General features: G+C 70.1%; 22 protein-coding genes. 14 read left to right on the forward strand and 8 right to left on the reverse strand.

Going from position 1 to position 25028, the window contains the following annotated elements; genetic code table 11:
* Nucleotides 1-12 precede the first annotated feature (12 nt).
* Nucleotides 13-1275 carry an arginine deiminase gene (locus OIC96_RS44300; protein WP_330302398.1) on the forward strand — a complete coding sequence of 421 codons (1263 nt, stop codon included), beginning with the start codon at nucleotides 13-15 and terminating at the stop codon, nucleotides 1273-1275.
* Nucleotides 1276-1339: 64 nt separating this feature from the next.
* On the opposite strand, the gene OIC96_RS44305 is transcribed toward OIC96_RS44300, so the two are convergent.
* From OIC96_RS44305 to OIC96_RS44315, 3 genes are all read right to left on the reverse strand, one after another.
* Nucleotides 1340-2908 (reverse strand): FMN-binding glutamate synthase family protein, encoded by a 1569-nt coding sequence (locus OIC96_RS44305; protein ID WP_330302397.1) that lies wholly within the window; start codon nucleotides 2906-2908, stop codon nucleotides 1340-1342.
* A gap of 134 nt (nucleotides 2909-3042) precedes the next feature.
* Nucleotides 3043-3558 (reverse strand): DUF4232 domain-containing protein, encoded by a 516-nt coding sequence (locus OIC96_RS44310; RefSeq protein WP_330302396.1) that lies wholly within the window; start codon nucleotides 3556-3558, stop codon nucleotides 3043-3045.
* Between the two features lie 166 nt (nucleotides 3559-3724).
* Nucleotides 3725-5299 carry an alpha/beta hydrolase gene (locus OIC96_RS44315; protein WP_330302395.1) on the reverse strand — a complete coding sequence of 525 codons (1575 nt, stop codon included), beginning with the start codon at nucleotides 5297-5299 and terminating at the stop codon, nucleotides 3725-3727.
* Between the two features lie 268 nt (nucleotides 5300-5567).
* Here OIC96_RS44315 and OIC96_RS44320 point away from each other — a divergent pair, with 268 nt between their 5' ends.
* On the forward strand, nucleotides 5568-6230 hold the full coding sequence (locus OIC96_RS44320; RefSeq protein ID WP_330302394.1) for a chaplin: 663 nt from the start codon (nucleotides 5568-5570) through the stop codon (nucleotides 6228-6230).
* Between the two features lie 134 nt (nucleotides 6231-6364).
* On the opposite strand, the gene OIC96_RS44325 is transcribed toward OIC96_RS44320, so the two are convergent.
* Nucleotides 6365-6913, reverse strand: a complete 549-nt coding sequence (locus tag OIC96_RS44325) for a GNAT family N-acetyltransferase (protein WP_330302393.1) — start codon at nucleotides 6911-6913, stop codon at nucleotides 6365-6367.
* Between the two features lie 195 nt (nucleotides 6914-7108).
* Here OIC96_RS44325 and OIC96_RS44330 point away from each other — a divergent pair, with 195 nt between their 5' ends.
* Nucleotides 7109-7966: a GNAT family N-acetyltransferase gene (locus OIC96_RS44330; protein ID WP_330302392.1), complete on the forward strand. Its 858-nt coding sequence runs from the start codon at nucleotides 7109-7111 to the stop codon at nucleotides 7964-7966.
* A gap of 134 nt (nucleotides 7967-8100) precedes the next feature.
* Nucleotides 8101-8313 (forward strand): DUF4287 domain-containing protein, encoded by a 213-nt coding sequence (locus OIC96_RS44335; RefSeq protein WP_330302391.1) that lies wholly within the window; start codon nucleotides 8101-8103, stop codon nucleotides 8311-8313.
* Nucleotides 8314-8389: 76 nt separating this feature from the next.
* On the opposite strand, the gene OIC96_RS44340 is transcribed toward OIC96_RS44335, so the two are convergent.
* Together OIC96_RS44340 and OIC96_RS44345 are read right to left on the reverse strand one after the other, a co-directional pair.
* Nucleotides 8390-8902: a hypothetical protein gene (locus OIC96_RS44340; RefSeq protein WP_330302390.1), complete on the reverse strand. Its 513-nt coding sequence runs from the start codon at nucleotides 8900-8902 to the stop codon at nucleotides 8390-8392.
* Between the two features lie 90 nt (nucleotides 8903-8992).
* A complete protein-coding gene (locus tag OIC96_RS44345; RefSeq protein ID WP_330302389.1) occupies nucleotides 8993-9742 on the reverse strand; it encodes an MBL fold metallo-hydrolase in 750 nt (249 codons plus the stop codon).
* A gap of 247 nt (nucleotides 9743-9989) precedes the next feature.
* Between OIC96_RS44345 and OIC96_RS44350 the strand changes: the two genes are divergently transcribed.
* Both OIC96_RS44350 and fusA read left to right on the forward strand, forming a co-directional pair.
* Nucleotides 9990-11996, forward strand: coding sequence for an RICIN domain-containing protein (locus OIC96_RS44350; RefSeq protein ID WP_330302388.1), 2007 nt, complete (start codon nucleotides 9990-9992; stop codon nucleotides 11994-11996).
* A 370-nt stretch (nucleotides 11997-12366) separates the two neighbouring features.
* A complete protein-coding gene (fusA, locus tag OIC96_RS44355) occupies nucleotides 12367-14466 on the forward strand; it encodes an elongation factor G (RefSeq protein ID WP_330302387.1) in 2100 nt (699 codons plus the stop codon).
* A gap of 106 nt (nucleotides 14467-14572) precedes the next feature.
* On the opposite strand, the gene OIC96_RS44360 is transcribed toward fusA, so the two are convergent.
* Nucleotides 14573-15475, reverse strand: coding sequence for an EamA family transporter (locus OIC96_RS44360; RefSeq protein ID WP_330302386.1), 903 nt, complete (start codon nucleotides 15473-15475; stop codon nucleotides 14573-14575).
* 68 nt (nucleotides 15476-15543) lie between these two features.
* On the opposite strand from OIC96_RS44360, the gene OIC96_RS44365 reads away from it, so the two are divergent.
* Complete coding sequence (locus OIC96_RS44365; protein ID WP_330302385.1) at nucleotides 15544-16398, forward strand: LysR family transcriptional regulator; 855 nt, start codon at nucleotides 15544-15546, stop codon at nucleotides 16396-16398.
* Between the two features lie 92 nt (nucleotides 16399-16490).
* Here the strand turns inward: OIC96_RS44365 and OIC96_RS44370 are convergent, their stop codons facing one another.
* The gene (locus tag OIC96_RS44370) at nucleotides 16491-16895 is read right to left on the reverse strand and encodes a cupin domain-containing protein (protein WP_330302384.1); all 405 of its coding nucleotides are present in this window, start codon (nucleotides 16893-16895) and stop codon (nucleotides 16491-16493) included.
* 233 nt (nucleotides 16896-17128) lie between these two features.
* Here OIC96_RS44370 and OIC96_RS44375 point away from each other — a divergent pair, with 233 nt between their 5' ends.
* The 7 genes from OIC96_RS44375 (at nucleotide 17129) to OIC96_RS44405 (ending at nucleotide 25027) form a co-directional block, all read left to right on the forward strand.
* Nucleotides 17129-17692, forward strand: a complete 564-nt coding sequence (locus tag OIC96_RS44375) for a carboxymuconolactone decarboxylase family protein (RefSeq protein ID WP_330309971.1) — start codon at nucleotides 17129-17131, stop codon at nucleotides 17690-17692.
* 38 nt (nucleotides 17693-17730) lie between these two features.
* Nucleotides 17731-19266: a sugar ABC transporter ATP-binding protein gene (locus tag OIC96_RS44380; protein WP_330302383.1), complete on the forward strand. Its 1536-nt coding sequence runs from the start codon at nucleotides 17731-17733 to the stop codon at nucleotides 19264-19266.
* Nucleotides 19263-20279, forward strand: a complete 1017-nt coding sequence (locus OIC96_RS44385) for an ABC transporter permease (protein WP_330302382.1) — start codon at nucleotides 19263-19265, stop codon at nucleotides 20277-20279. The genes OIC96_RS44380 and OIC96_RS44385 overlap by 4 nt, the downstream gene beginning before the upstream one ends.
* A gap of 83 nt (nucleotides 20280-20362) precedes the next feature.
* Nucleotides 20363-21316, forward strand: a complete 954-nt coding sequence (locus tag OIC96_RS44390) for a sugar ABC transporter substrate-binding protein (protein WP_330302381.1) — start codon at nucleotides 20363-20365, stop codon at nucleotides 21314-21316.
* A 261-nt stretch (nucleotides 21317-21577) separates the two neighbouring features.
* The gene (locus OIC96_RS44395; RefSeq protein ID WP_330302380.1) at nucleotides 21578-22489 is read left to right on the forward strand and encodes a LysR family transcriptional regulator; all 912 of its coding nucleotides are present in this window, start codon (nucleotides 21578-21580) and stop codon (nucleotides 22487-22489) included.
* Nucleotides 22490-22587: 98 nt separating this feature from the next.
* Nucleotides 22588-23508, forward strand: coding sequence for a VOC family protein (locus OIC96_RS44400; RefSeq protein WP_330302379.1), 921 nt, complete (start codon nucleotides 22588-22590; stop codon nucleotides 23506-23508).
* 70 nt (nucleotides 23509-23578) lie between these two features.
* Complete coding sequence (locus OIC96_RS44405; protein ID WP_330302378.1) at nucleotides 23579-25027, forward strand: NAD-dependent succinate-semialdehyde dehydrogenase; 1449 nt, start codon at nucleotides 23579-23581, stop codon at nucleotides 25025-25027.
* The last annotated feature ends 1 nt before the right edge of the window (nucleotide 25028 follow it).

Below are 25028 nucleotides of genomic sequence, written 5' to 3' on the forward strand. Positions count from 1 at the left end.
GAAAGGCCTACTGTGACCAGTCAAGACACCACGAGCCGTGCGGCGTACGGCGTCCACTCCGAGGTCGGCAGACTGCGCAAGGTGCTGGTGTGCGCGCCCGGACTCGCGCACCGCCGGCTCACCCCCACCAACTCCGACGACCTGCTCTTCGACGACGTCATGTGGGTGGAGAACGCGCAGCGCGACCACGCCGACTTCGTCAACAAGCTGCGCGAGCGCGGCGTGGACGTCGTGGAACTGCACGACCTGCTCGCCCAGACGATGGCGCTTCCCGTGGCCAGGGACTGGCTCCTGGACCGGAAGATCATCGCGAACCAGGTCGGACTCGGCCTGATCGAGGACACCCGGGCCTTCCTGGAGTCCCTCGAACCCGCCCGGCTCGCCGAGTACTTGATCGGCGGTCTGGCCACCGCCGATCTGCCGGACGACTTCCGCTCCGGCTATCTCGCGCTGGCCCGCGAGTCGACCGGCGTACGCGAATATCTGATGCCGCCGCTGCCCAACACGCTCTACACCCGCGACACGACGTGCTGGCTGTACGGCGGCCTCACGCTCAACCCGCTGTACTGGCCTGCCCGGCACGACGAGACGCTCCTGATGAAGGCGATCTACACCTTCCATCCGGACTTCGCGGGCTCCACCGTGTGGTGGGGCGACCCCGAACTGGACTGGGGCCAGGCCACGTTCGAGGGCGGTGACATCATGCCGGTCGGCAACGGCATCGTGCTCATGGGCATGAGTGAGCGGACCTCGCGCCAGGCCATCACCCAGGTCGCGGCCGCGCTGTTCCAGAACGGGGCGGCCGAGCACGTCATCGTCGCCGGCATGCCGAAGCTGCGCGCCGCGATGCACCTCGACACCGTCTTCACCTTCGCCGACCGCGACCTGGTCACCCTCTACCCGACCATCATGGACGCGGTCCACACCTTCTCCCTCCGCCCGAGCGACAAGGCCCCAGGCGTCGAACTCACCGACGAGGGCTCGCGCCCCTTCACCGACGTCGTCGCGAAGGCGCTCGGCCTGTCCGAGCTGCGGGTCGTCGAGACCGGCGGAGACGTGTACGCCTCCGAGCGGCAGCAGTGGGACAGCGGCAACAACGCGGTCGCTCTGGAGCCCGGCGTGGTGTTCACCTATGACCGCAATACCCAGACCAACACGCTGCTGCGGAAGGCCGGGATCGAGGTCATCACCATCGTCGGCGCCGAACTGGGGCGGGGGAGGGGCGGCGGCCACTGCATGACCTGCCCCATCGTGCGGGACGCCGTCGAGTTCTGAAGCCCCGGTCGCGCAACGCCCAGAATGCCCAGCGCATTCAACACGTTCAACACGTTCAACACGTTCAGAACGTGTCCGGATGCGCCGCCGCCCAGTCCGCGGACCAGGACGCCGGCGGTTCGGCGAGCAGGACGCCGGGCGCGAGCCACTCGTAGAGCTCCGCATACGACCGTACGGTCGTCGGGTCCGTACGCCGCAGCAGGCGGTGCGGTGTGAGGTCGCCCGGATCCCGTACCCCCATGGCGGCCATGATCTGGCTCGCGCTGCGCACGGTCGCCCGCTGGTAGCGGTGGACGCGCTCGGACTTGTCGGCCACGTCCAGGGCGCGGACCCGGCGCGGATCCTGCGTCGCGACGCCCGCCGGGCAGGTGTTGGTGTGGCAGCGCTGGGCCTGGAGGCAGCCGACGGCGAACATCATCGCGCGGGCCGCGTTCGTGTAGTCCGCGCCCTGCACCAGGCGCTTGACGATGTCGGAGCCGGTGGCGACCTTGCCGCTCGCGCCGATCCTCATACGGTCGCGCAGCCCGGTGCCCACGAGCGCGTTGTGCACCGTGATCAGCCCCTCGGTGAGCGGCGTACCGATGTTGTCGGCGAACTCCAGCGGAGCCGCCCCCGTTCCGCCCTCCGAGCCGTCGACCACGATGAAGTCGGGCGTGACGCCTTCCGCGATCATCGCCTTGCAGACCGCGAGAAACTGGCGGCGCGAGCCGACACAGAGCTTGAGGCCGGTTGGCTTGCCGCCCGCCAACTCCCGCATACGGGCGACGAATCGCACGAGTTCGCGTGGGGTCGAGAACACCTGGTGATACGGCGGTGAGATCACCGTCTCACCCTCCGGAACGTCGCGCGCCCGGGCGATCTCGGCGTTCACCTTGGCGCCGGGCAGCACCCCGCCGATGCCCGGCTTCGCGCCCTGGGAGAGCTTCAGCGAGACGCACTTGACCTCGGGCAGTGCCGCCTTGTCGGCGAACTCCCGTGCCTCGAAGCCCCCTCCGGGGGTGCGGCAGCCGAAGTACGCCGTGCCGATCTCCCAGATCAGGTCGCCGCCACCCCGCAAGTGGTGCTCCGACAGGCCGCCCTCACCGGTGTCGTGCGCGAAACGGCCCAGCGCCGCGCCCCTGTTGAGCGCCAGGATCGCGTTCGAGGACAGCGCCCCGAAGCTCATCGCGGAGACATTGAGCAGGGCCATGTCGTACGGCTGGGTGCAGTCAGGGCCTCCGACGCGGACCACCGGCGGCTCGTCCGGCACGTCGACCGGGCGCATCGACGGTTCCAGGTACTCGTACCCGTCCACGTACACATCACGCTCGGTGCCGAACGGCTCCTCGGCCTCGATGCCCTTGGCGCGCGCGTACACGATGCCGCGTACCTCGCGGTCGTACGGACGTCCGTCGAAGTTCCGCTCGACGAAGTACTGCTGCAACTCCGGCCGCAGCGCCTCCATCAGGAAGCGGAGATGGCCGAGCAGGGGATAGTTCCGCAGTACCGCGTGGCGGCGCTGCACCAGGTCCCACACGCCGAGCCCGGTCAGGGCCAGCAGGGGGCCCGCCGCGCACCACCACCACGGCGAGACGGCGCACACGAGGACCAGCGCCCCGGCCGCACCGAGGGCGACGAGCAGCAGCAAGAGCATCCGGCGCACACCATGAGTCAAATCCATGGGGAGGGATTCCGCCGTTCCGCGGGGCGTGGGACGCGGCTCCGTTGAGCCGATCAGGTGGCGGACGCCGACCCGCGGAACGGCGGCCGGGGTACTCGGGCCGACGGCTACCTGTTGTCGAGTGCCTTGTCCGCGGCGGCCACGGAAGGCTTCCACCACGTCGTCAGCGGCTCCCACACCAGGACGGCGTCACCGGCGCCCAGCTCGCGCGCGGTGAAGGCGCGCCCGAACCGGGACGGGTCGGCGGACACGGTGATCGCGTCCACCCGGCGGGCCTCCGGGTCGGCCGGGTCGGCGATCGTGCGCACGGCGGCGTACGCCGTCCTGCCCGCGCCGATCCGGTACGGCCCGCTCTCACCCGCGGGCGCCGGCAGGGCCGCGCCGTCGAGGTCACCGAAGGTGACCGTCGGAATGCGGTCGACCGTGCAGGTGCGGGCGGAGCGGTTCGTCACGCTGATGTGGACGATGGTGGGGTCCGCGGACTGCCCGGCCCACAGCTTGAGGACCTTCTCCGCGCACTTCGCGGGCCGCACGGGCTGCGGGGCGGCAGAGCCGCTCTGGGGCACGGCCAAGAGCAGCGCGGTGGCCGCGGTCGAAAGGGCGAGGACGGTTCGGATGCGCATCGGTGGTGTTCCCCCTGGTGTGGTCACATACGGTGCGGCGCGCCGGGTCAGGGCGACGCCTGCCCAGTGTGACGGCCGGGGCGTACGAGAGGTTGTAGCCGACTTGTCCGTGTTACCGGTTCGCGTCCTTTCTGTCGTCTTCGGTCCCCATCCGGACTCGCGGGACTCAGACGTCGTCGTCCGGCGCGCACGAGCTGCCGCTGTCCGGCAGGGAGCCGTACAGCAGGAAGTCGTCGACCTTCCGGTGCACGCACTTGGAGGACGCGTACCCGGTGTGCCCCTCGGCCCTGTTGTCGAGCACGACGGCCGACGAACCGAGCCGCTTGGCGGTCTCCAGGGTCCAGCGGTACGGGGTCGCGGGGTCGCCGCGGGTGCCGACGAGCAGCATCTTCGGGGTGTGGACGTCGCGCACCTCGTCGCGGATGTAGTCGGTGCCCTTGGGGCGGCCGTAACACATCAGCACCTGGGTGAGCCGGTACTGACCGAAGACGGGGGACGCCTCCTCGTACGAGGCGCGCATCTTGTCGATGTCCCGGGTGACCTGGCCGGCGGTGGGCCGGTCGGGGTCGTCCGCGCAGTCGATCGCCATCAGGGCGGCGGGGAGGTTGTCGATGGGGACGTCCTGCGCGTCGACGAGTCCGCCGTCCCGCCGGACCCCCGCGAGGGCGCCGGGGAAGGCGACGCCTCCCGACAGCTGCATGAGGCCGCGGGTGTCGCCGTCCTGCACCAGTTGGTTGAGGGCCGCTTCGAGGGTGGGCCACAGCTGCTTGCTGTACAGCGCCTGGCTGATGGCGCCCACGAGATCCTGGCCGGAGAACTGCTGGCCCAAGTCCGACGGGACGGGGTCCGCGTCGAGCGAGTCGACGAGCTGGACGACCTGCTGTCGCGCGCTGCGCGGATCCTGCCCGAAGGGACAGCCCACGTCCTTCGTGCACCAGGTCAGGAAGTCCTCCAGGGCCATCTGCTGCCCCGCGGCGCCCACCAGGCCCTGCTCGGACAGCGATTCGGTGAGTGTGTCCACGCCGTCGAGCACCAACCGGCCGGTCTTCTTGGGGAATTGGGCCGCGTACACCGCGCCCAGCCGTGTTCCGTACGAGAAACCCAGGTAGTTGAGCTTCTTGTCGCCGAGCGCCTGGCGCATCACGTCCATGTCGCGGGAGGCGTTGACCGTGCCGATGTGCGGCAGCACCGGGCCGGAGTACTTGGCGCATTGGTCGGCGGCCTTCTTCACCTCTTGGAGAACGGCCTGAGGATCAGTGGTGTCGACGGTGCCGCTGGTCGCGGCGGAAGCCTCGTCGGCGCCCTCGCCGCAGCTGACGGGCGAGGACTGGCCGACACCGCGGGGATCGAAGGTCACCACGTCGTAGCCGTTCGTCAGGCCCATGAATTCCTTGCCCCCGAGGGCGAGTTCACTGATTCCCGCGCCTCCGGGGCCACCGAAGTTCAACAGCACGGAACCCCTCGACCTGCCCGTCGCCCGGTAGCGGGCCATCGCCACGTCGAGCGTCCCGCCACCCGGGTTCGCGTAGTCCAGCGGGACGGTCACCTTCCCGCACTGCAGGTCCTTGGGCATGCTCTCGCCCTCGCAGGCCGCCCACCTGATCTTCTGGCGGTAGAAACGGGACAGGTCCGGACCGCCGGCGGCCGTCGCCACCGAGGGCAGCCCGGCCGCCAGCAGGGCCAGCGTCGCGGTCGCGGCTCCGGCGAACGCGCAGCGTTGGCGTTGGTGCACGGACAGCATGCATGCCTCCAGGGACCCCCGGCGGTGGACCGGCGATACCCCCCGGATCACGATAAGCACAGGTCAGGGGCGACGCCTCTGGGCGAGCGGAACGGGCCGGCATGCCTTACCCTGCGCGCCCACATCTTTCGTACGAACCGCTGCGCCAGTTCGATAACCATGACGCTCGATGGAGTGAAAGGCCGATAAGCCATAACTCGGATGGTTCTTCCGCGTTTTACGCCATGCGGGCGAGTGCTCGTGACCATGTCTGGAAGGCAGGGAACCTATGAAACGGGTTACCCGAAATGGATTGATCGCCGCGGCCGCCGCTTCGGGCGCGCTGGCCGTGACCATGCCGGCGCACGCCGACTCCGCGGCGGACGGCGCAGCCGTCGGTTCACCCGGGCTGATCTCCGGCAACACCATCCAGCTCCCGGTGCACGTTCCCGTGAACGTGTGTGGGAACACCGTGAACGTGGCCGGGCTGCTCAACCCGGCGGCGGGCAACAGCTGCGCCAACGAGAGCGAGGGCGGCGGTGCCGTCGCACCCGGTGACACGCACGGCGGTGCCGTCGCGCACGGCGGCGGAAAGGATTCTCCGGGGGTGCTCTCCGGCAACGACGTACAGCTCCCGGTGCATCTCCCGGTGAACGTCACCGGCAACTCCGTGACGGTCGTCGGCCTCGGCAACGCGTCCGTCGGCAACGAGTCCACGAACACCTCCGGAGGCCTGCCCCACCACCCCGTCGGGCCCGCCCCCAAGCCGTCCGCCCCGTCCAAGGCGCACCCGGGTCCCCCGGCGCCCCGGCACGCGCCGCAGGGACACCCCATGGCCTCCCTCGCCCACACCGGCACGGACCAGACGGTGCCCGCCATCGCCGCGAGCGCGGCCCTGGTCCTGGGCGGAGCCGTCCTCTACCGGCGCTTCCGGCCCGTTGCGGTGCGCTGACCCACGGTCCGCCGAGGACGGAAGGCCCCACCGGACTCGTGACCGGTGGGGCCTCCTCGGCTCCCTCGCCCGGTGGCGTTCAGCGGGTCGAGCCCCTCTGGTTGCGAAGGGAAGGCGCGAGGGCGTCCCGGAGGCTAACCGCGTGACGCGTCCGCGTCCGCGTCAATGTCAATGTCATCGCGAAGGATGCTGTACCGCACCCCGTCGCGCCACCGCCCGTCGCGGAACACGACACTGCGGAGCACGCCCTCGCGGGTGAACCCGACTTTCTCCAGGGCGCGTTGCTCGGCGATGTTCTCCGAATCGGTGTCGGCCTCGATGCGCACCACGTTGGTGTGGGCGAAGAGATAGCGGACCAGTTGCCGCTGTGCCTCGGTGCCCGCGCCCTTGCCGCGGGCCTCCGGCAGCAGAGCGATACCCATGTTCCAGTAGTGCGTGGTCCGAGTGGCGGCAATCTTCCGCCAGGAGACGAATCCCAGTCGCTCGTCGTCCCGCACGACCATCAGCTGGCCGGCGTCGTCGGTGAGCAGACCGTTCTCCGCCCACTGGCGCCGCCAGCGCCGGGGGTCCCACCAGCCGAACCACTGGAAGGGCGCGGATGACTGAGGTTCTGTCAGAAACCGCTCGATGACGGGCAGATCGTCCTCGTCCACCGGGCGCAGTGTCACCTGTTCGATGTTCATGAACGGCAACCCTAGGCCGGACCCGCGGGCAGCGGCGCGGGAGCCGGGGGACCGGCTCACCGGTCGAGGGATCCTGGCCAAATCCCCTCCCACGCCGGGTGATTGCCGCTGCGAACGGCACGGAGATCGGGAAGGATGCTGCGGGTGCCACCGACCACCGCACCGACGCGACCCCATATGGAATGGAGCGCCCACATGACCTCTCCGGGACCCGAAGACCTCGTCGTCACCCAGGCCACGCTCGACGACTGGAAGGTGGTCGGCGGCTGGGCGGCGGACGAGGGATGGAATCCCGGGCTGACCGACAGGGCGAGCTTCTTCGCCCAGGACCCCGAGGGCTTCTTCATCGGCCGGATCGGCGGGGAGCCCGTCTCGGCCATCTCGGTGGTCAACTATGGCGCCGACTACGCCTTCCTGGGCTTCTACCTCGTACGCCCCGATCTGCGCGGGCGCGGCTACGGCATCACCACCTGGAAGACCGCCCTCGCCCATGCCGGCGGCCGCACCGTCGGCCTCGACGGGGTGGTCGCGCAGCAGGACAACTACCGCCAGTCGGGTTTCGAACTCGCCCATCGCACGGTCCGTTTCGGCGGAGTGGCCCCGGTGGGGGAGACGCCGCCGGGAGTCCGGCCCGCCGAGAAGGCGGACCTCGCGGCGATCACGGCGTACGACAGTGCCTGCTGCCCAGCGGACCGGCCGGCGTTCGTGGAGAGCTGGCTGACCGGCCCGGAGCACCGCACCTTCGTCCGCCTCGCCGACGACGGGCAGCTCACCGGCTACGGGGTGATCCGCCCGGCCCGCGACTCCCTGCGCATCGGTCCGCTGTTCGCCGACACCGCCGACGATGCCCGGGCGCTCTTCTCCGCGCTGGCCGCCGACGCCGCGGGCAGCGCGGTCGCCATCGACGTCCCCGAGACGAACACGGCGGGCATCGCCCTGGTCGAGGAACTCGGCCTCGCCCCGTCCTTCGAAACGGCCCGCATGTACACCGGGCCGGTCAGGCCGTTCGCCCAGGAGCGTGTCTACGGCGTTACGACGCTGGAGCTCGGTTAGAGCCGTCCGTCGTCGCGGGCGTGGAAACCCGTCCGCGGAGGGCCGATGAGTTCCCGCGCCCTCCGCGGTCATACGGGCAGGCGCAACGACTGCGCCAGGATCGGCGCCGCTTCGATGGACAGGGACAACACGACATGACGGAAACCGTGAAGGGTCCGGCCAGCTACTTCCCCTCGATCGAGAAGAAGTACGGCCGCCCCATCGCCGAGTGGAAGGAACTCATCCGTTCCTCACCGCTCACCAAGCACATGCAACTCGTGGCATGGCTCAAGACCGAGTACGGGCTGGGACACGGTCATGCCAACGCCCTCGTGGCGCACACCCTCGCCGAGGGCAGCGGGAGGTGAGCCGCTCGACGGAGGTGTGACCGACCGCCTGCGGGGCGCCGTGACGGGAAGGCGCATCGGCGTCCCACCGGGCCGGTCACAGCTTGAACACCACTCCGCGCCATGTCCATCCCGCGCCGAGGACCGCGTCCCGCAAGGGGGCCTTCATCCCCGCGGGGTCGAAGTGGGACACCTCCGTCATCCGCGGGCGACCGTCGGCCCCCCGCTCGACCGTCCAGTCCCGGGACACCGTGGTCACCTGCCCACGGCCGTACTCGCGCGACCGCGCCAGCCTGGGCGTGTCCCCGACCCAGGTGACCTCCCACTGCTCGTCGAGGGCGCGGACCTCGTGGGTCGCCGGAACCAGGCGCATCCGGATCTTGAGGGTCCGGCTCACCTGGGTCCGGACGAAGAAGGTGCGCCAGGCGGGGTCCCGGATCCGCAACTCCGCCACCAGGTCGGCGCCCTCGGAGGAGATGCCGTTGCGCACGGCGTACGGCACGTCCGGACCGCCCAGCCCGAGCAGCGCCGCCCGGACGTCCTCGGCCGAACGCGGTGCGACACCCTCGCTGGGGCGCTTGGTTCCGGTCAGTTTGTCGAAAAGGCCCATCGGGTCAATCTATTGACGGTCTGTGCGAACCGACAAACTCGTCAGGGGAGGCAGTGCCCAGGCCTGCGAGTGCGGTCGGGCCGGGCGGCGTCAACCGGCCAGCTCCTGCGCGCGCTGTGCCGCCTCGTGCACCGGACCGCGGTGCACGGAACCGTGGCCCGGCAGCAGGACGTCCGCCGCGAGCGCCTCGATGCGCTTGAGGGAGGCGAAGGCCCCGGCGCGCTCGGCGTCGAACATCGCCGGCAGCAGCTGCGGACCCCGGATCCGTGAGGTGGGATGGCCGCTGACCAGGGCGTCACCGGAGATCACGATTCCGGCGTCCGGCAGATGGTAGACGCAGTGCCCCGGCGTATGGCCGGGCGTGTGCACCGGCACCGGACGGCCCGGCAGGTCGAGCGGCCCCTCTGCGGGAAACGCCTCGGGACGGGTCATACGGACGTCCGCCGTGCCGCCCGACTTGAGGGCGTGCAGCGCCCAGGGCAGCACGCCGGGGCGCCACGCCTGGCGCATGACCTGCCCCACGCTCACCTGGTGGAGGAACTCGCGGCGCGCGTGCGGCACTTCCGTCTCGTGCAGGTAGACCGGGATGCCGAAGGTGCCGCTGAGGTACTCGGCTGAACCGAGGTGGTCGTTGTGCGCGTGCGTGATGAGTACGGCGCTGACGGCCTCGGGGGAGTGGCCCAGCGCGTCCAGCGACGCGAGGACTTCCTCCCGGTCGCCGGGGTATCCGGTGTCGACCAGGGTGACGGCGTCGCCGTCGGTCAGGATCACCCAGTTGGTGTTGCTGCCGTGCACCAGATGAACTCCGGCGGCGGCCTCAACGATCGCGTCCTCGCGCATGACCATCCCGATGCTTGAGATCTTTCCCCGGCCGGGTCGGGCCGTGTGAGGCGAAGGTATCGCGTGCGCACGGCGGCTCGGCCGGTGCCCTTTCGGACACATGGCGTGTTCACCGACGGCACTGGCCGAACGTGAACGGGCGCTGTCGGCAAGGTACTTGACGTGCCTCCGGAATGGCGGCTCCCATATGGCGAGTCTCGTTGACTTTTGTTCGAGTCTGCGAACAAACCGCTCAAGGGAGAGCCGCATGTCCCCCCATTCGCACACCGCGCGCCTCAGAGGCCTCCTGAGGCGCGCAGCCGTTCAGTGCGCCGTCCTGTGCCTCGCCGTCGCCGGACTGGCCGGAGTCGGGCGCTCCGCCGCGCCGCTCTCGGCCGAGCCGACCGCCGTCAGCACCACCCAGATCGGGGTCAACCCGGCTCCGATGGGCTGGGCGTCCTGGAACACCTTCGCCAGCGTCATCGACTACGACACCATCAAGGCCCAGGCCGACGCCCTCGTCTCGTCCGGCATGGCCGCCGCCGGCTACAAGTACGTCAACCTCGACGAGGGCTGGTGGCTGGGCACCCGCGACAGCAGCGGCAACATCACCGTCGACACCGCCAAGTGGCCCGGCGGGATGAAGGCCATCGTGGACTACATCCACAGCAAGGGCCTCAAGGCCGGGATCTACACCGACGCCGGGAAGAACGGCTGCGGTTACTACTACCCGACCCCCTCGACGACGCCCGCCGCGCCCAACACCGGGATGGAGGGCCACAACCAGCAGGACCTGGAGACCTTCCAGAACTGGGGCTTCGACTTCCTCAAGATCGACTGGTGCGGCGGCAACGTCGAGGGCCTCGACCAGGAGACGACGTACAAGGCGATCCGCGACGCGAACGTGGCCGCGACAGCCGTCACCGGCAAGTCGCTCGTCCTGTCGCTGTGCGAGTGGGGCACCGGCAACCCCTGGAACTGGGCCGCCGGCACGGGTGACATGTGGCGCACCAGCACCGACATCGTCTACTACCCCGACAACCCGACGATGTCGAGCATCCTCGCCAACTTCGACAAGTCGCTGCACCCGGCCGCCCAGCACACCGGCTACTACAACGACCCGGACATGATGACGGTCGGCATGAGCGGTCTGAGCGCCGCCCAGAACCGTACCCACATGGGCCTGTGGGCGATCTCCGGCGCACCGCTGCTCGCGGGCAACAACCTCGCCACCATGAGCTCGACGACCACCTCGATCCTGACCAACTCCGAGGTCATCGCCATCGACCAGGACACCCGCGGCCTCCAGGGCGTCAAGGTCGCCGAGGACAGCACCGGCCTTCAGGTCTACAGCAAGATCCTCTCCGGAACCGGCAAGCGCGCGGTCCTGCTGCTCAACCGTACGTCCGCCGCGGCGAACATCACCGCCCGCTGGGCCGACATGGGTCTGACCACGGCCTCCGCCGCGGTGCGCAACGTCTGGTCGGCGTCCAACGTCGGCTCGTACGCGACGAGTTACACCACCAGCGTGCCCGCCGGTGAGGGCGTCCTGCTCACCGTCTCCGGCACGGAGGGCTCGGGGACGACGTACGAGGACACGACCTCGGCCACGACGCCGACGTTCACCGGGGTCACCACGGCCGCCGCGGGCACCAAGCTCGTCGACATCACCTACGCCAACAGCGGCTCCACCGCCCGCAAGGCGACCCTCCAGGTCAACGGCCAGTACACGCAGACCCTCGCCTTCCCGCCCACCGGGTCGTCGACGACGTACCGCACGGTCTCCGTTCTGGCCAGCATGGCGAAGGGCTCCAACACGCTGACCTTCGGGACGTCCGGCACGGCACCCGACATCGACGCCGTCGCGGTCCGCGCCATCCCCGGCACCAACGGCACGGCGGTCGTCGGCACCGGGTCCGGCCGCTGCCTCGACTTCTTCAAGAGCTCCATCACCAACAACACCCAGGCCGAACTCTGGGACTGCGGCGGCGGCCAGAACCAGACGTTCACGTACACCTCGCGCAGCGAACTCGTCGTCTATGGCAACAAGTGCCTCGACGCCTACAACAGCGGCACCGCCAACGGCACCAAGGTGGTCCTCTGGGACTGCAACGGCGGCACCAACCAGAAGTGGACCGTCAACTCCAACGGCACCATCACCAACAACGTCTCCGGCCTGTGCCTCGACGTCTACAACAACGGCACGGCGAACGGAGCGCTGATCGACCTGTGGTCGTGCAACGGGGGAACGAACCAGCAGTGGACGCGCAACTGAGCCCCCGCTAATTCCAGTGCGCCGCACGCGCCGGGTTCCCTACACTCGCAACGAAAGCGCGCGCCGCCCCTAACGGGCGGTGCGCGTCGTGACGAGTGAGGGGAGCCGGGCCGTGCGTTACCGCACCGCTGTCGTCGTTCCCCGGTCACAGTTCGAGGTGATCCTGGTGTCTCCGCGCGTCCGGTGCCGGCTGCGCGGCCGGAACCGGATGCCCGCGACGAACTCCTGATCTGCGCCTGCCAGTTGTCGCCTCCGCACGTCTCGATGCGGTGTGCTGCCTGCCGCGGACGTCTCATCAGCGCCTGACCACAGGCCCCTCGTCCGGGAATCGCGCCGCCCCTTGAAGGATCACCCCGAAAGGCCATGGGCCGTGCGTACCCACCTCGACCGTCACCTCACCAACCCGCTGACCGCCGTCCGCAACCTGGGCATCCTCGCCCACGTCGACGCCGGGAAGACCACCGTCACCGAGCGGATCCTGTACGTCACCGGGACCACCCACAAGCGTGGCGAGGTCCATGACGGCACGACCGTCACCGACTTCGACTCCCAGGAGCGAGACCGTGGGATCACCATCTTCGCCGCCGCCGTCAGCTGTGCCTGGGACGGCCACCGGATCAACCTGATCGACACACCGGGCCACGTCGACTTCTCGGACGAGGTGGAGCGCTCGCTGCGTGTCCTCGACGGCGCGATCGCGGTGTTCGACGCCGTGGCGGGCGTCGAGCCGCAGAGCGAGTCGGTGTGGCGGCGGGCCGACCGGCACGGCGTACCGCGGATCGCCTTCGTCAACAAGCTGGACCGCGCCGGTGCCGACCTCGACACCGCGGTCGAGTCGATCCGGGAGCGGTTGCATCCGGCCCCGCTCGTCGTCCAGTTGCCGATCGGCGCGGAGAACGCCTTCACCGGCGTGGTGGATCTGCTGCGTATGCGATCGCTGGTCTGGGCCGACGGCGGCGAAACGGTCGAGGAGGGACCGGTACCGGAAGCCCTGCGCCAAGAAGCGGAGCGGCGCCGCAGGCTGCTGGAGGAAGCGGTGGCGGAACTCCACCCCGCCGCGCTGGAGGAGATCTGCACCCGGTCCACCGTCACCGCGGCGACGCTGGCCGCCGCGCTGCGCGACCTGACCCGTACCGGCGAGGGCGTGGTGGTGTTGTGCGGCTCGGCCTACCGCAACCGCGGTATTGAGCCGCTGCTGGACGCCGCCGTCGCCTACCTGCCCTCGCCGCTGGACGTGCCGGCGGTACGCGGCACGCACGGCGGCACGGTGCAGGAGCGGGCCGCCGACCCGGCGGCGCCGTTCGCGGGGCTGGTGTTCAAGGTGAACGCGACGGCCACGGGACGGCTGACGTATGTACGCGTGTATTCCGGAACAGTGGGAAAGGGAGAGGCGGTGAGGGACGTGGGCGCGGGACGCACCGAGCGGATCGGCCGGATTCTGCGCGTCCAGGCCGACCGGTACGCGGAGCTGGAGTGCGCGGTGGCCGGTGACATCGTCGCGCTGATCGGGCCGAAGTCGGCCCGCGCGGGGGCGACTTTGAGCGCCTCCACGGCGCCGCTGCTCCTCGAACCGCCGGCCGTCGCCGATCCGGTCGTCTCCGTGGCGGTCGAGGCGCGCAGGAGCACCGACACCGACCGCTTGGTCTCGGCGTTGGCACGCCTGGTCGAGGAGGACCCCTCGCTGGTCGTCCGCACCGACTCCGAGACCGGCCAGACGGTGCTGTCGGGCATGGGCGAGCTGCATCTGGAGGTGGCGGTGGAGAAGATCCGGCGCGCCCACGGGCTGGAGATCGGTGTCGGCCGGCCGAAGGTGGCCTGTCGGGAGACGGTCGCCCGCGGGGTGTCGGGGCTCGTCCACCGGCACGTCAAACAGGACGGAGGCGCTGGTCAGTTCGCCCACGTGGTCCTCGACGTCGAGCCGCTGGAGGCCGATCCGAGCGGCGCCGACGGGAGCCCGACGGGCTTCGCGTTCCGCTCGACCGTGGTGGGCGGCCGGGTGCCGCAGGAGTACGTCCGCGCGGTGGAGGCCGGCTGCCGGGACGCTCTCGCCGAGGGACCGCTCGGCGGTCACCCGGTGACCGGGCTGCGCGTCACCCTGACCGATGGGGCGACCCATCCGAAGGACTCCTCGGAGATGGCGTTCCGCACGGCCGGCCGACTGGCGCTCCGCGAGGCACTGCGCGCCAGCGCGATGGTGCTCCTGGAACCGGTGGTCGAGGTCACCGTCACCGTGCCCGCCGACGCCGTGGGCGGGGTGCTCGGCGATCTGGCGGCACGGCGCGGCCGGGTCTCGGGCTCGCTCACCCGGGTCGGCGCGACGGTGATCACGGCGACCGTGCCGCTGGCCGAACTGTTCGGCTACGCGACCCGACTGCGCAGCCGCACCCAGGGCCGGGGAGTCTTCACCACCCGGCCCACCGGCTACGCCCCGGCACCGAGCCCGGCGTCCCACGGGACCCCGGCCCGGTAGCTCCGACGACGGCCCCGCCCCTCCGGGGGTGGGGCCGTCCCGGCGTACGGCACACGGGAAGCTGTCACAACGAGGGTCGTGAGTCCGTGGCCGGAGGGCGGCGGCTCTACGGACGTGAGGAAAGGATGCTGAGGGCGTTGGCGCAGACCACCGCGGTGATGGCGGTCCACTCGATCCAGCCGAGGCGCTGGCCCAGGACGATCCACCCGACCACGGCGGCGAGGACCGGGTTGACGCTCATGAACAGGCCGAAGGTCTGCGCGGGCACGCGCCGCAGGGTGACCAGGTCCGCCAGGTAGGGCACGGCGGAGGAGAGGACGCCCGCGGCGACGGCGTAGCAGACAGCCGCGACGGACGGTGGGTTCCGGACGGCGATCACGAGTCCGACCGGCAGGAACACCAGGGCGGAGAGACAGGCGGCGGCCGCCGAACCCTGCACTCCGGGGATGCGTCGCCCGACCGTGCGGTTGAGCAGGATGTACGACGCCCAGCAGGTGGCGGCGAGAAGCCCCAGAGCCATCCCGACGTAGTCGGTGGAGGGCGTCGGGCGCATCAGGGTGACGACGCCCGCCGCGGCGATCACCGCGCAGCCCGCGTCCACCCGGCGACGTGCGGCGGCCAGCGCGATCGTGAGCGGGCCCAGGAACTCCAGGGTCACCGCGAGCCCCAGGCCGACGCGGTCGATGGCGCTGTACAAGGACAGGTTCATCGCCGCGAACACCAGGGCCAGCAGCAGCACCGGCCACCACTGCCGCCAGGTGTAGGTGCGCGGCCGGGGCCGGCCGACGGCCACGAGGGCGATCGCGGCGACGTACTGGCGTACAGCGACGACACCGACAGGTCCCAGGGTGGGGAAGGCGAGGGAGCCGATCGCGGCCCCGGTCTGGTTGGACAGGCCGCTGCCGAACATCGTGGCCACAGCCAGCCGTCTGCCGGCGAGTTCCGCTCCGAACGGCACCGGGACCGTCGGGAGCGCGGGTGCTGCTGTGGTGGTGGGCGCTGCATCCATGCCGCGATGGTGCGACGGGACTCCTCTTGCGCAAAATGCATCCGGTGATTCATCTATACGCTGTCGTCATGGATGTGGAGCTGCGGCAGTTGCGCTGTCTCGTCGCGATCGTCGACGAGGGCACGTTCACCGACGCCGCCATCGTGCTGGGCGTCTCCCAGGCGGCTGTGTCCCGCACGCTGGCGTCGCTCGAACGCGCCCTGGGCGTACGGCTGTTGCGGCGCACCTCCCGCGAGGTGACCCCGACGGCGACCGGGCTGCGCGTGGTGGCGCATGCCCGGCGGGTGCTCGGCGAGGTGGACGACCTGGTCCAGGAGGCCAGGTCGGGTCACGCCGCGCTGCGGATGGGGTACGCCTGGTCGGCACTCGGCCGTCACACACTGGTCTTCCAGCGCCGTTGGGCCGGCGCGCACCCCGAGACGGACCTGCGGCTCGTGCGCGTCAACTCCCCCACGGCCGGACTCGCGGAGGGGGCGTGTGACCTGGCCGTCGTCCGCAGGACACTGGACGACCGCCGGTTCGACTCCGCCATCGTGGGACTGGAACGCCGGCTGTGCGCCATGGCCTCCGACGACCCCTTGGCCGTACGCCGCTCGGTCGGACTCGCCGACATCGCCGGCCGCACCCTGCTGGTCGACCGGAGGACCGGCACCACCACGACGGACCTGTGGCCGGCGGACTCCCGCCCGGCGACCAGGGAAACGCACGATGTCGACGACTGGCTCACCGCGATCTCCACGGGCCGCTGCGTGGGCATGACGGCCGAGTCGACCGCCAACCAGTACCCGCGCCCCGGCATCGTCTACCGGCCGGTGCGCGACGCCGAGCCGATCGCGGTGCGGCTGGCCTGGTGGCGGGACGACGCGCATCCCGCCGCCCCGGCCGCGATAGAGCTCCTCACGGAGCTGTACCGCGAGGGGTGACCCGTGGCCGGAAGTTCCCCTGACGCCTAGTCAGTGACGCCTTGAGAAAAGGGTGTTGAGGGCAGCTCCCATCAACTGCCCTCAACACCGGCTCATCCCATCTGGTCCGCGTCCGAAAGGTGTTCCACCGTCTTGCCGCTCTCGGTGAACGTCCGTGTCACATGGCCGGATGAGTACACCCACAGGATGCGCAGCGGCCGGTCGCCGATGTTCCTGAACAGATGGGGGATCGGCGACGGAACGTAAGTGGTGTCGAACTGCTCCAGCTTCGTCACCTCGCCGTCGACCACCACCTCCGCCTCGCCTTCGAGGATCGTCACGTGCTCGTCGCAGTTGTGCGAGTGCAACGGCGCCCCGGAACCGACCGGATACACGCTCATCCCGCTGGTGATCCGGTTCTCCCCGCCCGCCGCCGACGTCGTGATCAGCGGTGTCGTCACGACGGAACCGCCGCGGTCGAGCAGGGGCACGGACGCGGCCTTGATGATCGTGGTCATCCGGAGTTCCTCTCCAATCAACGGTGATGCGTCGACCGACGTTAGGTCGCGTCCCCGTGAATGGGTGCCCTCCAGCGTGCAGTTTTACCTTGCACTCCGGGAGGGGTGAGCTTCTCGAACCCGGCTGTACCGTCGGCTGGCATCGCACGACTTCCCAGTACGTGCCTGAAACACGCCGGAAAGAAAAGGCAGGTATCGGCCACATGAGGCTCCCCGTTCTGACCGATGAGGAAATGGACCCGCGCCAGCAGGAACTGGCCGCCCGCATCGCCGGCCGGCGCGGCGCCGTCCGTGGCCCGTTCCGGGTCTGGCTGCACAGCCCGGAGATGTGCGAGCGTGCCGAGTCCCTCGGCGCCTTCGCCCGCTTCGACTGCAGCCTCCCCAAGCACCTGCGTGAGCTCACCCTGCTGATGGCCGCCCGGAACTGGGACGCGCAGTACTCCTGGAACGCGCATGTGCACCAGGCGATCGAGGCCGGCATCCCGGAGGCCGCCGTCAAGGCCGTGGCCGAGAAGCGCGAGGCGGTCTTCGACAACGAGGCGGACCAGGCCTTCTACCAGTTCTGCCAGGAGATCCTCGAAGAGCACTTCGTCTCCGACGAGACCTTCGCCCGCGCTCTGGAGCACTTCGGCTCCAAGGGCCTGGTCGACACCATCGGCGCGCTCGGCAACTTCACGATGCTCGGCATGTGTCTGAACACCTTCCAGGTGGACCTCCAGGCGGACCGCGAGCCCCCCTTCCCCGACATCCGCGGCTACGAGCGCGTCGCCCCCGACGCCGACGGACCGCGGCCGTGACAGCCCTTACGGGTCCGGACACGCAGGGAGGCACCGCTGTGACACCCAGGACACCGACCACGGCCGACGGCGGTGCCGGTACGACGCCCCAGGCCGTGGTCCGGGTACGAGGCGTCACCAAGAGCTTCGGCGGGGCGGCCGCGCTGAAAGGCGTGGATCTCGACCTGTACCCCGGCGAAGTGCACGCCTTGATGGGCATGAACGGAGCCGGCAAGTCGACGCTGGTGCAGATCCTCTCCGGAGTGCACCAGCCCGACGGCGGCACCATCGAGGTCAACGGGCACGCCCAGCACGGGCTGACCGTGCGCAAGGCCCGCCGCCAGGGCATCGCCTCGGTTCCCCAGCGCCGCGAGCTGGCGATGGGACTGACCGTGGCCGAGAACGTCATGATGGGCGATCTGCCGACCCGGCGCGGTGCCGTGCACTGGAGAGAGCTCAAGTCCGAGGCGAAACGGGCGCTCTCGGGCCTCGGCATCGACATCGACGTGGAGCGCACCGCGGGCTCCCTCACCGTCGCCGAGCAGACCATGGTCGAGGTGGCGCGGGAGGTGCGCCGCGGTGGCCGGATCCTGATCCTCGACGAGCCGACCGCCTGCCTGAGCGCGGAGGCGGCGAACCAGATCAGGGCTCTGGTACGCACGCTCCGCGACGAGGGCGTCGCCGTCGTCTACATCTCGCACTACATCGACGAGGTCATGGCCGTCGCCGACCGCCTCACCGTCCTGCGCGACGGGGAAGTGGTGACCTGCGCTCCGGCCGGTGAGATGGATCCCGCCGGGCTGGTCCGCAGCATGGTCGGCCGGGACGTGGTCTCGCGCCGCCCCGACCGCCCCGCTCCCAAGGACGAGATCGGCCTGGCCGTGCGCGGCCTGAGCCAGGGCCGGGCCGTCCAGGACTTCACCGTCGAGGTGCGCAAGGGCGAGATCGTCGCCGTCCTCGGCCCCGCCGGGGACGCGCAGTCCTGCCTCTTCGACCTGCTCTCCGGGCGGCAGCGCCCGGACGCCGGGGAACTCAGTGTCGACGGTGGCCCCGTGCCCTTCGGCCGTATCACGGCCTCGCTGGCCAGCGGCCTGCGCTGCGTCACCGGCGACCGGCGGACCCTGGGCCTCGTCCCGGACATGTCCCTGGACGAGAACCTGATGCTGGCCGGCGACCGCTTCGCACGGCGGCGGCTGCATCTGCGCGCCGAACTCGCCCGACGGGCCGCACCGTTGCGCGAGAGCTTCGGCGTGGTCGCCCTCACCGGCAATCCGCCGGTGGGCGCGCTGTCCGGCGGCAACCAGCAGAAGGTCCTGCTGGGCAAATGGCTGGAGACCGAGCCCGTCGCGTGCTTCCTCGAAGACCCCACCAACGGCGTGGACATCGCGGCCATGGCGGACATCCACACCCTCGTCGACGACCTCGCCTCGCGCGGTGTGGCCGTACTGCTCGCCTCCTCCTCCGCCGAGGAGGTCATGCGGCTGGCCGACCGGGTCGTCGTCGTCAGCGCCGGCCGCACGGTCGCCGTACACGACATCACCACCATCACGCGCGACGAGCTCGTCGCCACCGCTCTCGGAGGTCAACCGCAGTGAGCGTCAAGACACTTCCCGATGCCCCCGGCGTCTCCGACCCGCCCGAGGCACCCCGGTCCCGGTTCTCGCTCGACGCTCTGCGGAGCGTGCCGCACGCCGGTCTGATCGCGGTCCTGGCGATCGTGGTGGTCTTCACCGCGGTGCAGTCCGCCACGTTCGCCACCGACCGCAACATCGTCAACATCCTGAGCCAGGTGAGCGTCAACGCCGTGCTCGCCGCCGGCCTCACGCTGTTGATGACCGCGGGCGGCATGGACTTCTCCATGGGCAGCAACGTCGCGGTCACGGCGGCCGTCGCGGCGAAGCTGCTGGCGGACGGCCAGTCCACGGGCCTCGCGGTGATGGTCGCGCTGCTGCTGGGCACGGCCATAGGCCTGGTCAACGGGCTGGTCGTGACGTTCACCAACGTGGCACCGTTCGTGGCGACCCTGGCGTCGGCCACCCTGCTCGACGGCGTCGCCCTCCTGGTGCACGACGGCAACACCATCTCCATCGGCACCCGGATGTTCGCGCTCGGCAACAACAAGATCCTCGGCGTGCCCTACCTGCTGGTCGTGGCCGTCCTGGTGCTGGTGGCCACCGCCCTGGTCATGAGGTTCACCGTGTTCGGCCGGGACGCCTTCGCGATCGGCGGCAACGAGCACGTCGCCCGCCTCAGCGGCATCAACGTCACGGCGCGCAAGCTCGTGCTCTACGGCACGACCGGCGCCCTCTCGGGGCTGGCGGGCCTGATGCTGCTGTCCCGGCTGGGTTCCAGCAGCCCGGGCGGCACCGCCGGTCTCTCGCTACAGCTCTCCGTCGTGGCCGCGGTCGTCATCGGCGGGACCTCGCTCGCCGGCGGCTACGGCACCGTGATCGGCACCGCCCTCGGCCTGGTGCTCCTCGGTGTGGTGGCCAACGCGCTCAACCTCCTGGACTTCTCCAGCAACTACCAGCCGGTCTCCGTCGGCGCCGTGCTGCTCATCGCGGCCATCGCCAACGAGATGCACAAGGCCCGCTCCTCGCGGCACTGATCACCACCCCCCTCGTCTTTGCTCACGGCTCGTCGCGCTCTCGGCTCGTCGTGCTCACAGCCCCCTATGAAAGGCGGTTCACCATGAGACTTTCCGCCCGCTCCCGCTACGCCCTGTTCGCCGCGGTCGCCTGCAGCACCCTGGTGCTCAGCGGCTGTGGCAAGGACAACGGCTCAACCGGTTCCGGAGACGTCACCCTCGGGTTCGTCAACGGTGGCGACACCAACTTCCACAGCTGTCTGCAGAAGGCCGTCGAGCAGACGGCGAAGACCGAGAACGCCAAGGTCTACACGTCCAACTCGCACCAGAATGCAGGAACCGAGCTGTCCAACATCGAGGACATGATCTCCCGCAACGTGAGCGCGCTGATCGTGCAGACGGTCAACGTCGACTCGCTCAAGGGCGACATAGCCAAGGCCAAGGCCTCCAACATCCCGATCTACCTGACGTCCGTCGCCACCAGCGACGTGAACGACATCCTCGGCGCGGCCGTCGTCGACCTCAAGAAGGTCGGCAGCCTGGACGCCGGCTGGATCGGGACGGACGCCGCCGGCAAGAACGTGAAGGTCGGCATCGTCGCGGGTGCCCCCGGCGCCGCCTCCGACCTGCTCGTGGGCGGATTCAAGGGCGCCCTGCCCGCCAACGCCAAGGTGGTCGCGAACCAGCCCGGCATGTTCAACCCCGCCAAGGCGCAGGACGTCGCCGAGAACATGATCCAGGCCCACCCCGACCTGGACTACGCGTTCGTCGCCAACGAGGAGATGGCCTTCGCCGTCCGCAAGGCGTTCGACGCCGCCGGTGCCAAGGACGTCAAGATCGTGACCGCCAACGGCACCGACGAGGGCCTGGCCGCCGTCAAGGACGGCCGTTTCTCCGCCACCGTGGCGAACTCGGCGATGACGATCGGCCAGACGGCGGTGAAGAACGCGATCGGTCTGCTGGACAAGAAAAAGGTTGACAAAATTGCCAACATTCCTCTTCTCTTGGTCACCAAGGACAACCTGACCAAGGCTCCCCAGTACTGCCCCAAGTCATAGCCGACCTGGGGAACGGTGCCTGCCTCACAGCGTCCTGAGCCGCCCGTCCGCCGCATCGTTGGAATGTCCCGGTAGAGCCTGCCCACTCTCGGCTTCGCGCGAGCGGGGAGACCCCCCACCGCGGACATTCCGGCCCTGCACGACCCTACGACCGGACCGCCGTGAGGCCCACCTCTCGGGCGGACGCACCATCCGCACACTCGTACGACCGGCAACGCCGCCGGGGCCCACCCCTGGCAGTCGTGGGCCTCCGGAGGAAACATGGACCGCTTGCTCCTCATGCACAGCTTCGTCACGGTCGCGCAGGCCGGCAGCTTCAGTGGAGCCGCCAAGAAGCTGGGCTCGTCCGGCTCCCTGGTGTCACGGCACGTCGCCGAGCTGGAACGGCAGGTGGGCGTCCGGCTGGTCAACCGCACCGCCCGCTCGGTGAGCCTCACCGAGCCGGGGCAGCGCTACGCGGAGTTCGCCGCGCGCATCCTGGAGGAGATCGAGGCCGAGGACGCCGGCATCGCCCATCTCCACGACCGCGCCGAAGGGACGCTCAGCATCATCTGTCCCAAGTGGATAGGCAGCCTCGACCTCGGGGACGCCATCGCCGCCTTTTCCGCCGCGCATCCGAAAATCCAGGTCCGATTCGAACTCGGCGGGATGTCCGACCGGACCTATGACTTCCTGGACAGCGGATTCGACGTCGCATTCCACACCCGCGACCTCAGGGACTCCAGCGTCCGCCTGAAGAAGATCGCCTCGCTGCCCTTCGTGCTGTGCGCCTCCAAGGACTACCTGGACCGGTCGGAGCCGCTCACCGAGCCGAACGGCATCGCGCACCACGACTGCCTCGTGCACGTCAACGACCCGGTCTGGCGGATCGGCCACGGACACGCGTCCACTTTGCACAAGATCCGCAACATCGCCTTCTCGTCCAACTCGTACCTCGCCCTGCAGAAGGCGGCCGTACACGGGCGCGGCATCGCGCTGCTGCCACAGCGTCCGGCGTACGACGATCTCGTCTCCGGCGCCCTTCAGGTGCTGCTGCCGGAACTGGCGGTGCCCGAGCGTCCGCTGTACGCGATCTACGGCCCGGGGCAGGACACCCCTCGCAAGATCAGCGTATTCCTGGACTTCCTCACCACCTGGTTCTCACAGAATCCCATTCCGGCCATCCGGCCGTAGCCGCAAGAAACGATTGCACATTCTGTCGAGCCTGGAGCATTGAGGCCTCCGCGACCCGAAATCTACGCTCACCAGGCGACCCGCGAAACGAGGAGCCCATGGGAATCCAGAGAATCGAATCGGTCACCTACAGCGTCGAGGATCTCGACGAATGCGTCCGGTTCTTCGACGACTTCGGGCTCTTCCTGGTGGAGCAGACGGACGAGCACGCGGTGTTCGAGACGCTCACCGGGCAGACCCTGCACCTCGACACCGAGCCCGGCCCGCTGCTGCCACCGCCACTGGAAGCCGGACCCACACTGCGCGAGGTGGTGTGGGGCGTGGACACCCCGCAGGAACTGGAGCGGCTGGCGGCGGCGGCAGGCCGCGACCGCGCGGTCCGGAAGGACGCCGCCGGTGTGTTCCACACCGTGGACGAGACCGGCTTCGGGGTCGGTCTGACCCTGGCCCGGCCCAAGCCCGCGGTCTTCGCCCCGCGGACTGCCAACGCGCTGGGCAGCGTCAGCCGCTGGAACACCGCCCTGGAACCGATCACCCGCGTACACCCCCTGCGTATGTGCCATGTCGCCCTGAACATCCTCAAGGAGGGCCGGGAGGAAGCCGTCGCGTTCTATGTGGAGCGCCTCGGTTTCCGGCCCACCGACGTGGTCGAGCCCATGGGTGTCTTCATGCAGGCGCCGGGCGACGAGGACCAGCACACGATGCTGCTGTGCCACCGCCCCGACAGGGCCGGCGTCAACCACATCGCGTACGAGGTTCCCGGCTTCGACGACGTGATCGAGGGCGGCAACTACATGATCGACCACGGCTGGCGCGAGGCCCGCAGGCTCGGCCGCCACACCGTCGGTTCGAACGTCTTCCGGTTCGTGCACGCGCCCTGCGGCGGGCGGGTCGAGTACGCCGCCGACATGGACCGGGTCGACGACTCGTACGAGACCCGCGTGCACGAGACCACACCGCCCCACCACATCTGGGCGCTGCGCACCAACCGCGACCAGCAGGACGCCCCCGCCTCCTGACCGATCTCCCCGGCCTTCCGCCGGGGGACCCCATCTCGCTTCACACGCCAGCCTGAGAGGGCACCCACTCATGACCTCCGACCACGGCTACCCCGCCGTCCGCATGTACATCGCGGGCGAGTGGTGCCAGGGCGGCACCGGACGTACCGCCCCGATCGTGAACCCGGCCACCGAGAAGGTGATCGGAGAAGTACCCCTCGCCACCATCGCCGACCTCGATCGCGCCCTCGACGCGGCCACCGAGGGATTCCGGACCTGGCGCGACACCCCGATCGCCAGGCGCTCAGCCATCCTGCACGCCGCCGCCGACCTGATCACCCAGCGGGCCCCCGAGATCGGCCGGATCATGGCCCAGGAGCAGGGCAAGCCGCTCAAGGAGGGCACCACCGAGGCCCTGCGCACCGCCGACACACTGCGCTGGCACATCGAGGACGCCCGCCGCGCCTACGGCCGGATCATCCCGTCCGCGCCCGGCACCCTGCTCACCGTCCGCCGCGAACCGGTCGGCCCCGTGGCCGCCTTCGTGCCGTGGAACTTCCCCGTGGGCGGCCCGAACCGGAAGCTCTCCTCCGCCCTGTCCGCCGGCTGCTCGATCGTCATCAAGGCGTCCGAGGAGACCCCCGGCACGGCCGCCGCGCTGGTGGCCTGCTACGCCGACGCCGGGCTGCCGGCCGGTGTGCTCAACCTCGTCTTCGGCGAGCCGGCCGAGGTCTCGGCCCATCTGATCCCCTCGCCGAAGGTCCGCCTGGTCGCCTTCACCGGCTCGGTCCCGGTCGGCAAGCTGCTCGCCGCCAAGGCGGGCGAGGTCATGAAGCCGACCCTGATGGAGCTGGGCGGCCACGCCCCGGTCATCGTGTGCGCGGACGCCGACCCGGTGAAGGCCGCCCGCAAGGCCGCCCAGGCGAAGTTCTTCAACGCCGGCCAGGTGTGCACCTCCCCGAGCCGCTTCTTCGTCCACGAGAGCATCGTGGAGGAGTTCACCGCCGAGTTCGTCAAGGTCGCCCGGGCGGTCACCGTCGGCGACGGCCTCGACGCGGACACCACCATGGGCCCGCTGGCCAACGAGCGCCGGCTGCAGACGATGGAGCGTCTGGTCGCCGACGCCGTCAGCCGCGGTGCCAAGGTGCTGACCGGCGGTGAACGCCTGGAGCGGGACGGCTACTTCTTCGCCCCGACCGTGCTCACCGACGTCCCCGCGGACGCGGACGTGCTGCACGAGGAGCCGTTCGGCCCGCTGGCGCCGATCGTGCCGTTCACCGACCTGGGCGAGACGCTGGCGACCGCCAACGCCCTGCCCTACGGGCTGGCCGCCTACGGGTTCACCGAGTCCGCCGCCACCGCCGAGAAGCTGTCGAACGAACTGGAGGCCGGCATCCTCTCCGTCAACCACTGCGGCGGCTCCGTCAGCGAGGCCCCCTCCGGCGGCGTCAAGGAGAGCGGCTACGGCAGGGAGGGCGGGCCCGAGGCCCTGGACGCCTACCTGATCACCAAGCGTGTCTCCCACCTGCTGGCGGGCTGAG

Origin of the sequence: Streptomyces sp. NBC_00775, from assembly GCF_036347135.1 — a bacterium.
Taxonomy (GTDB): Bacteria; Actinomycetota; Actinomycetes; order Streptomycetales; family Streptomycetaceae; genus Streptomyces; species Streptomyces lutosisoli.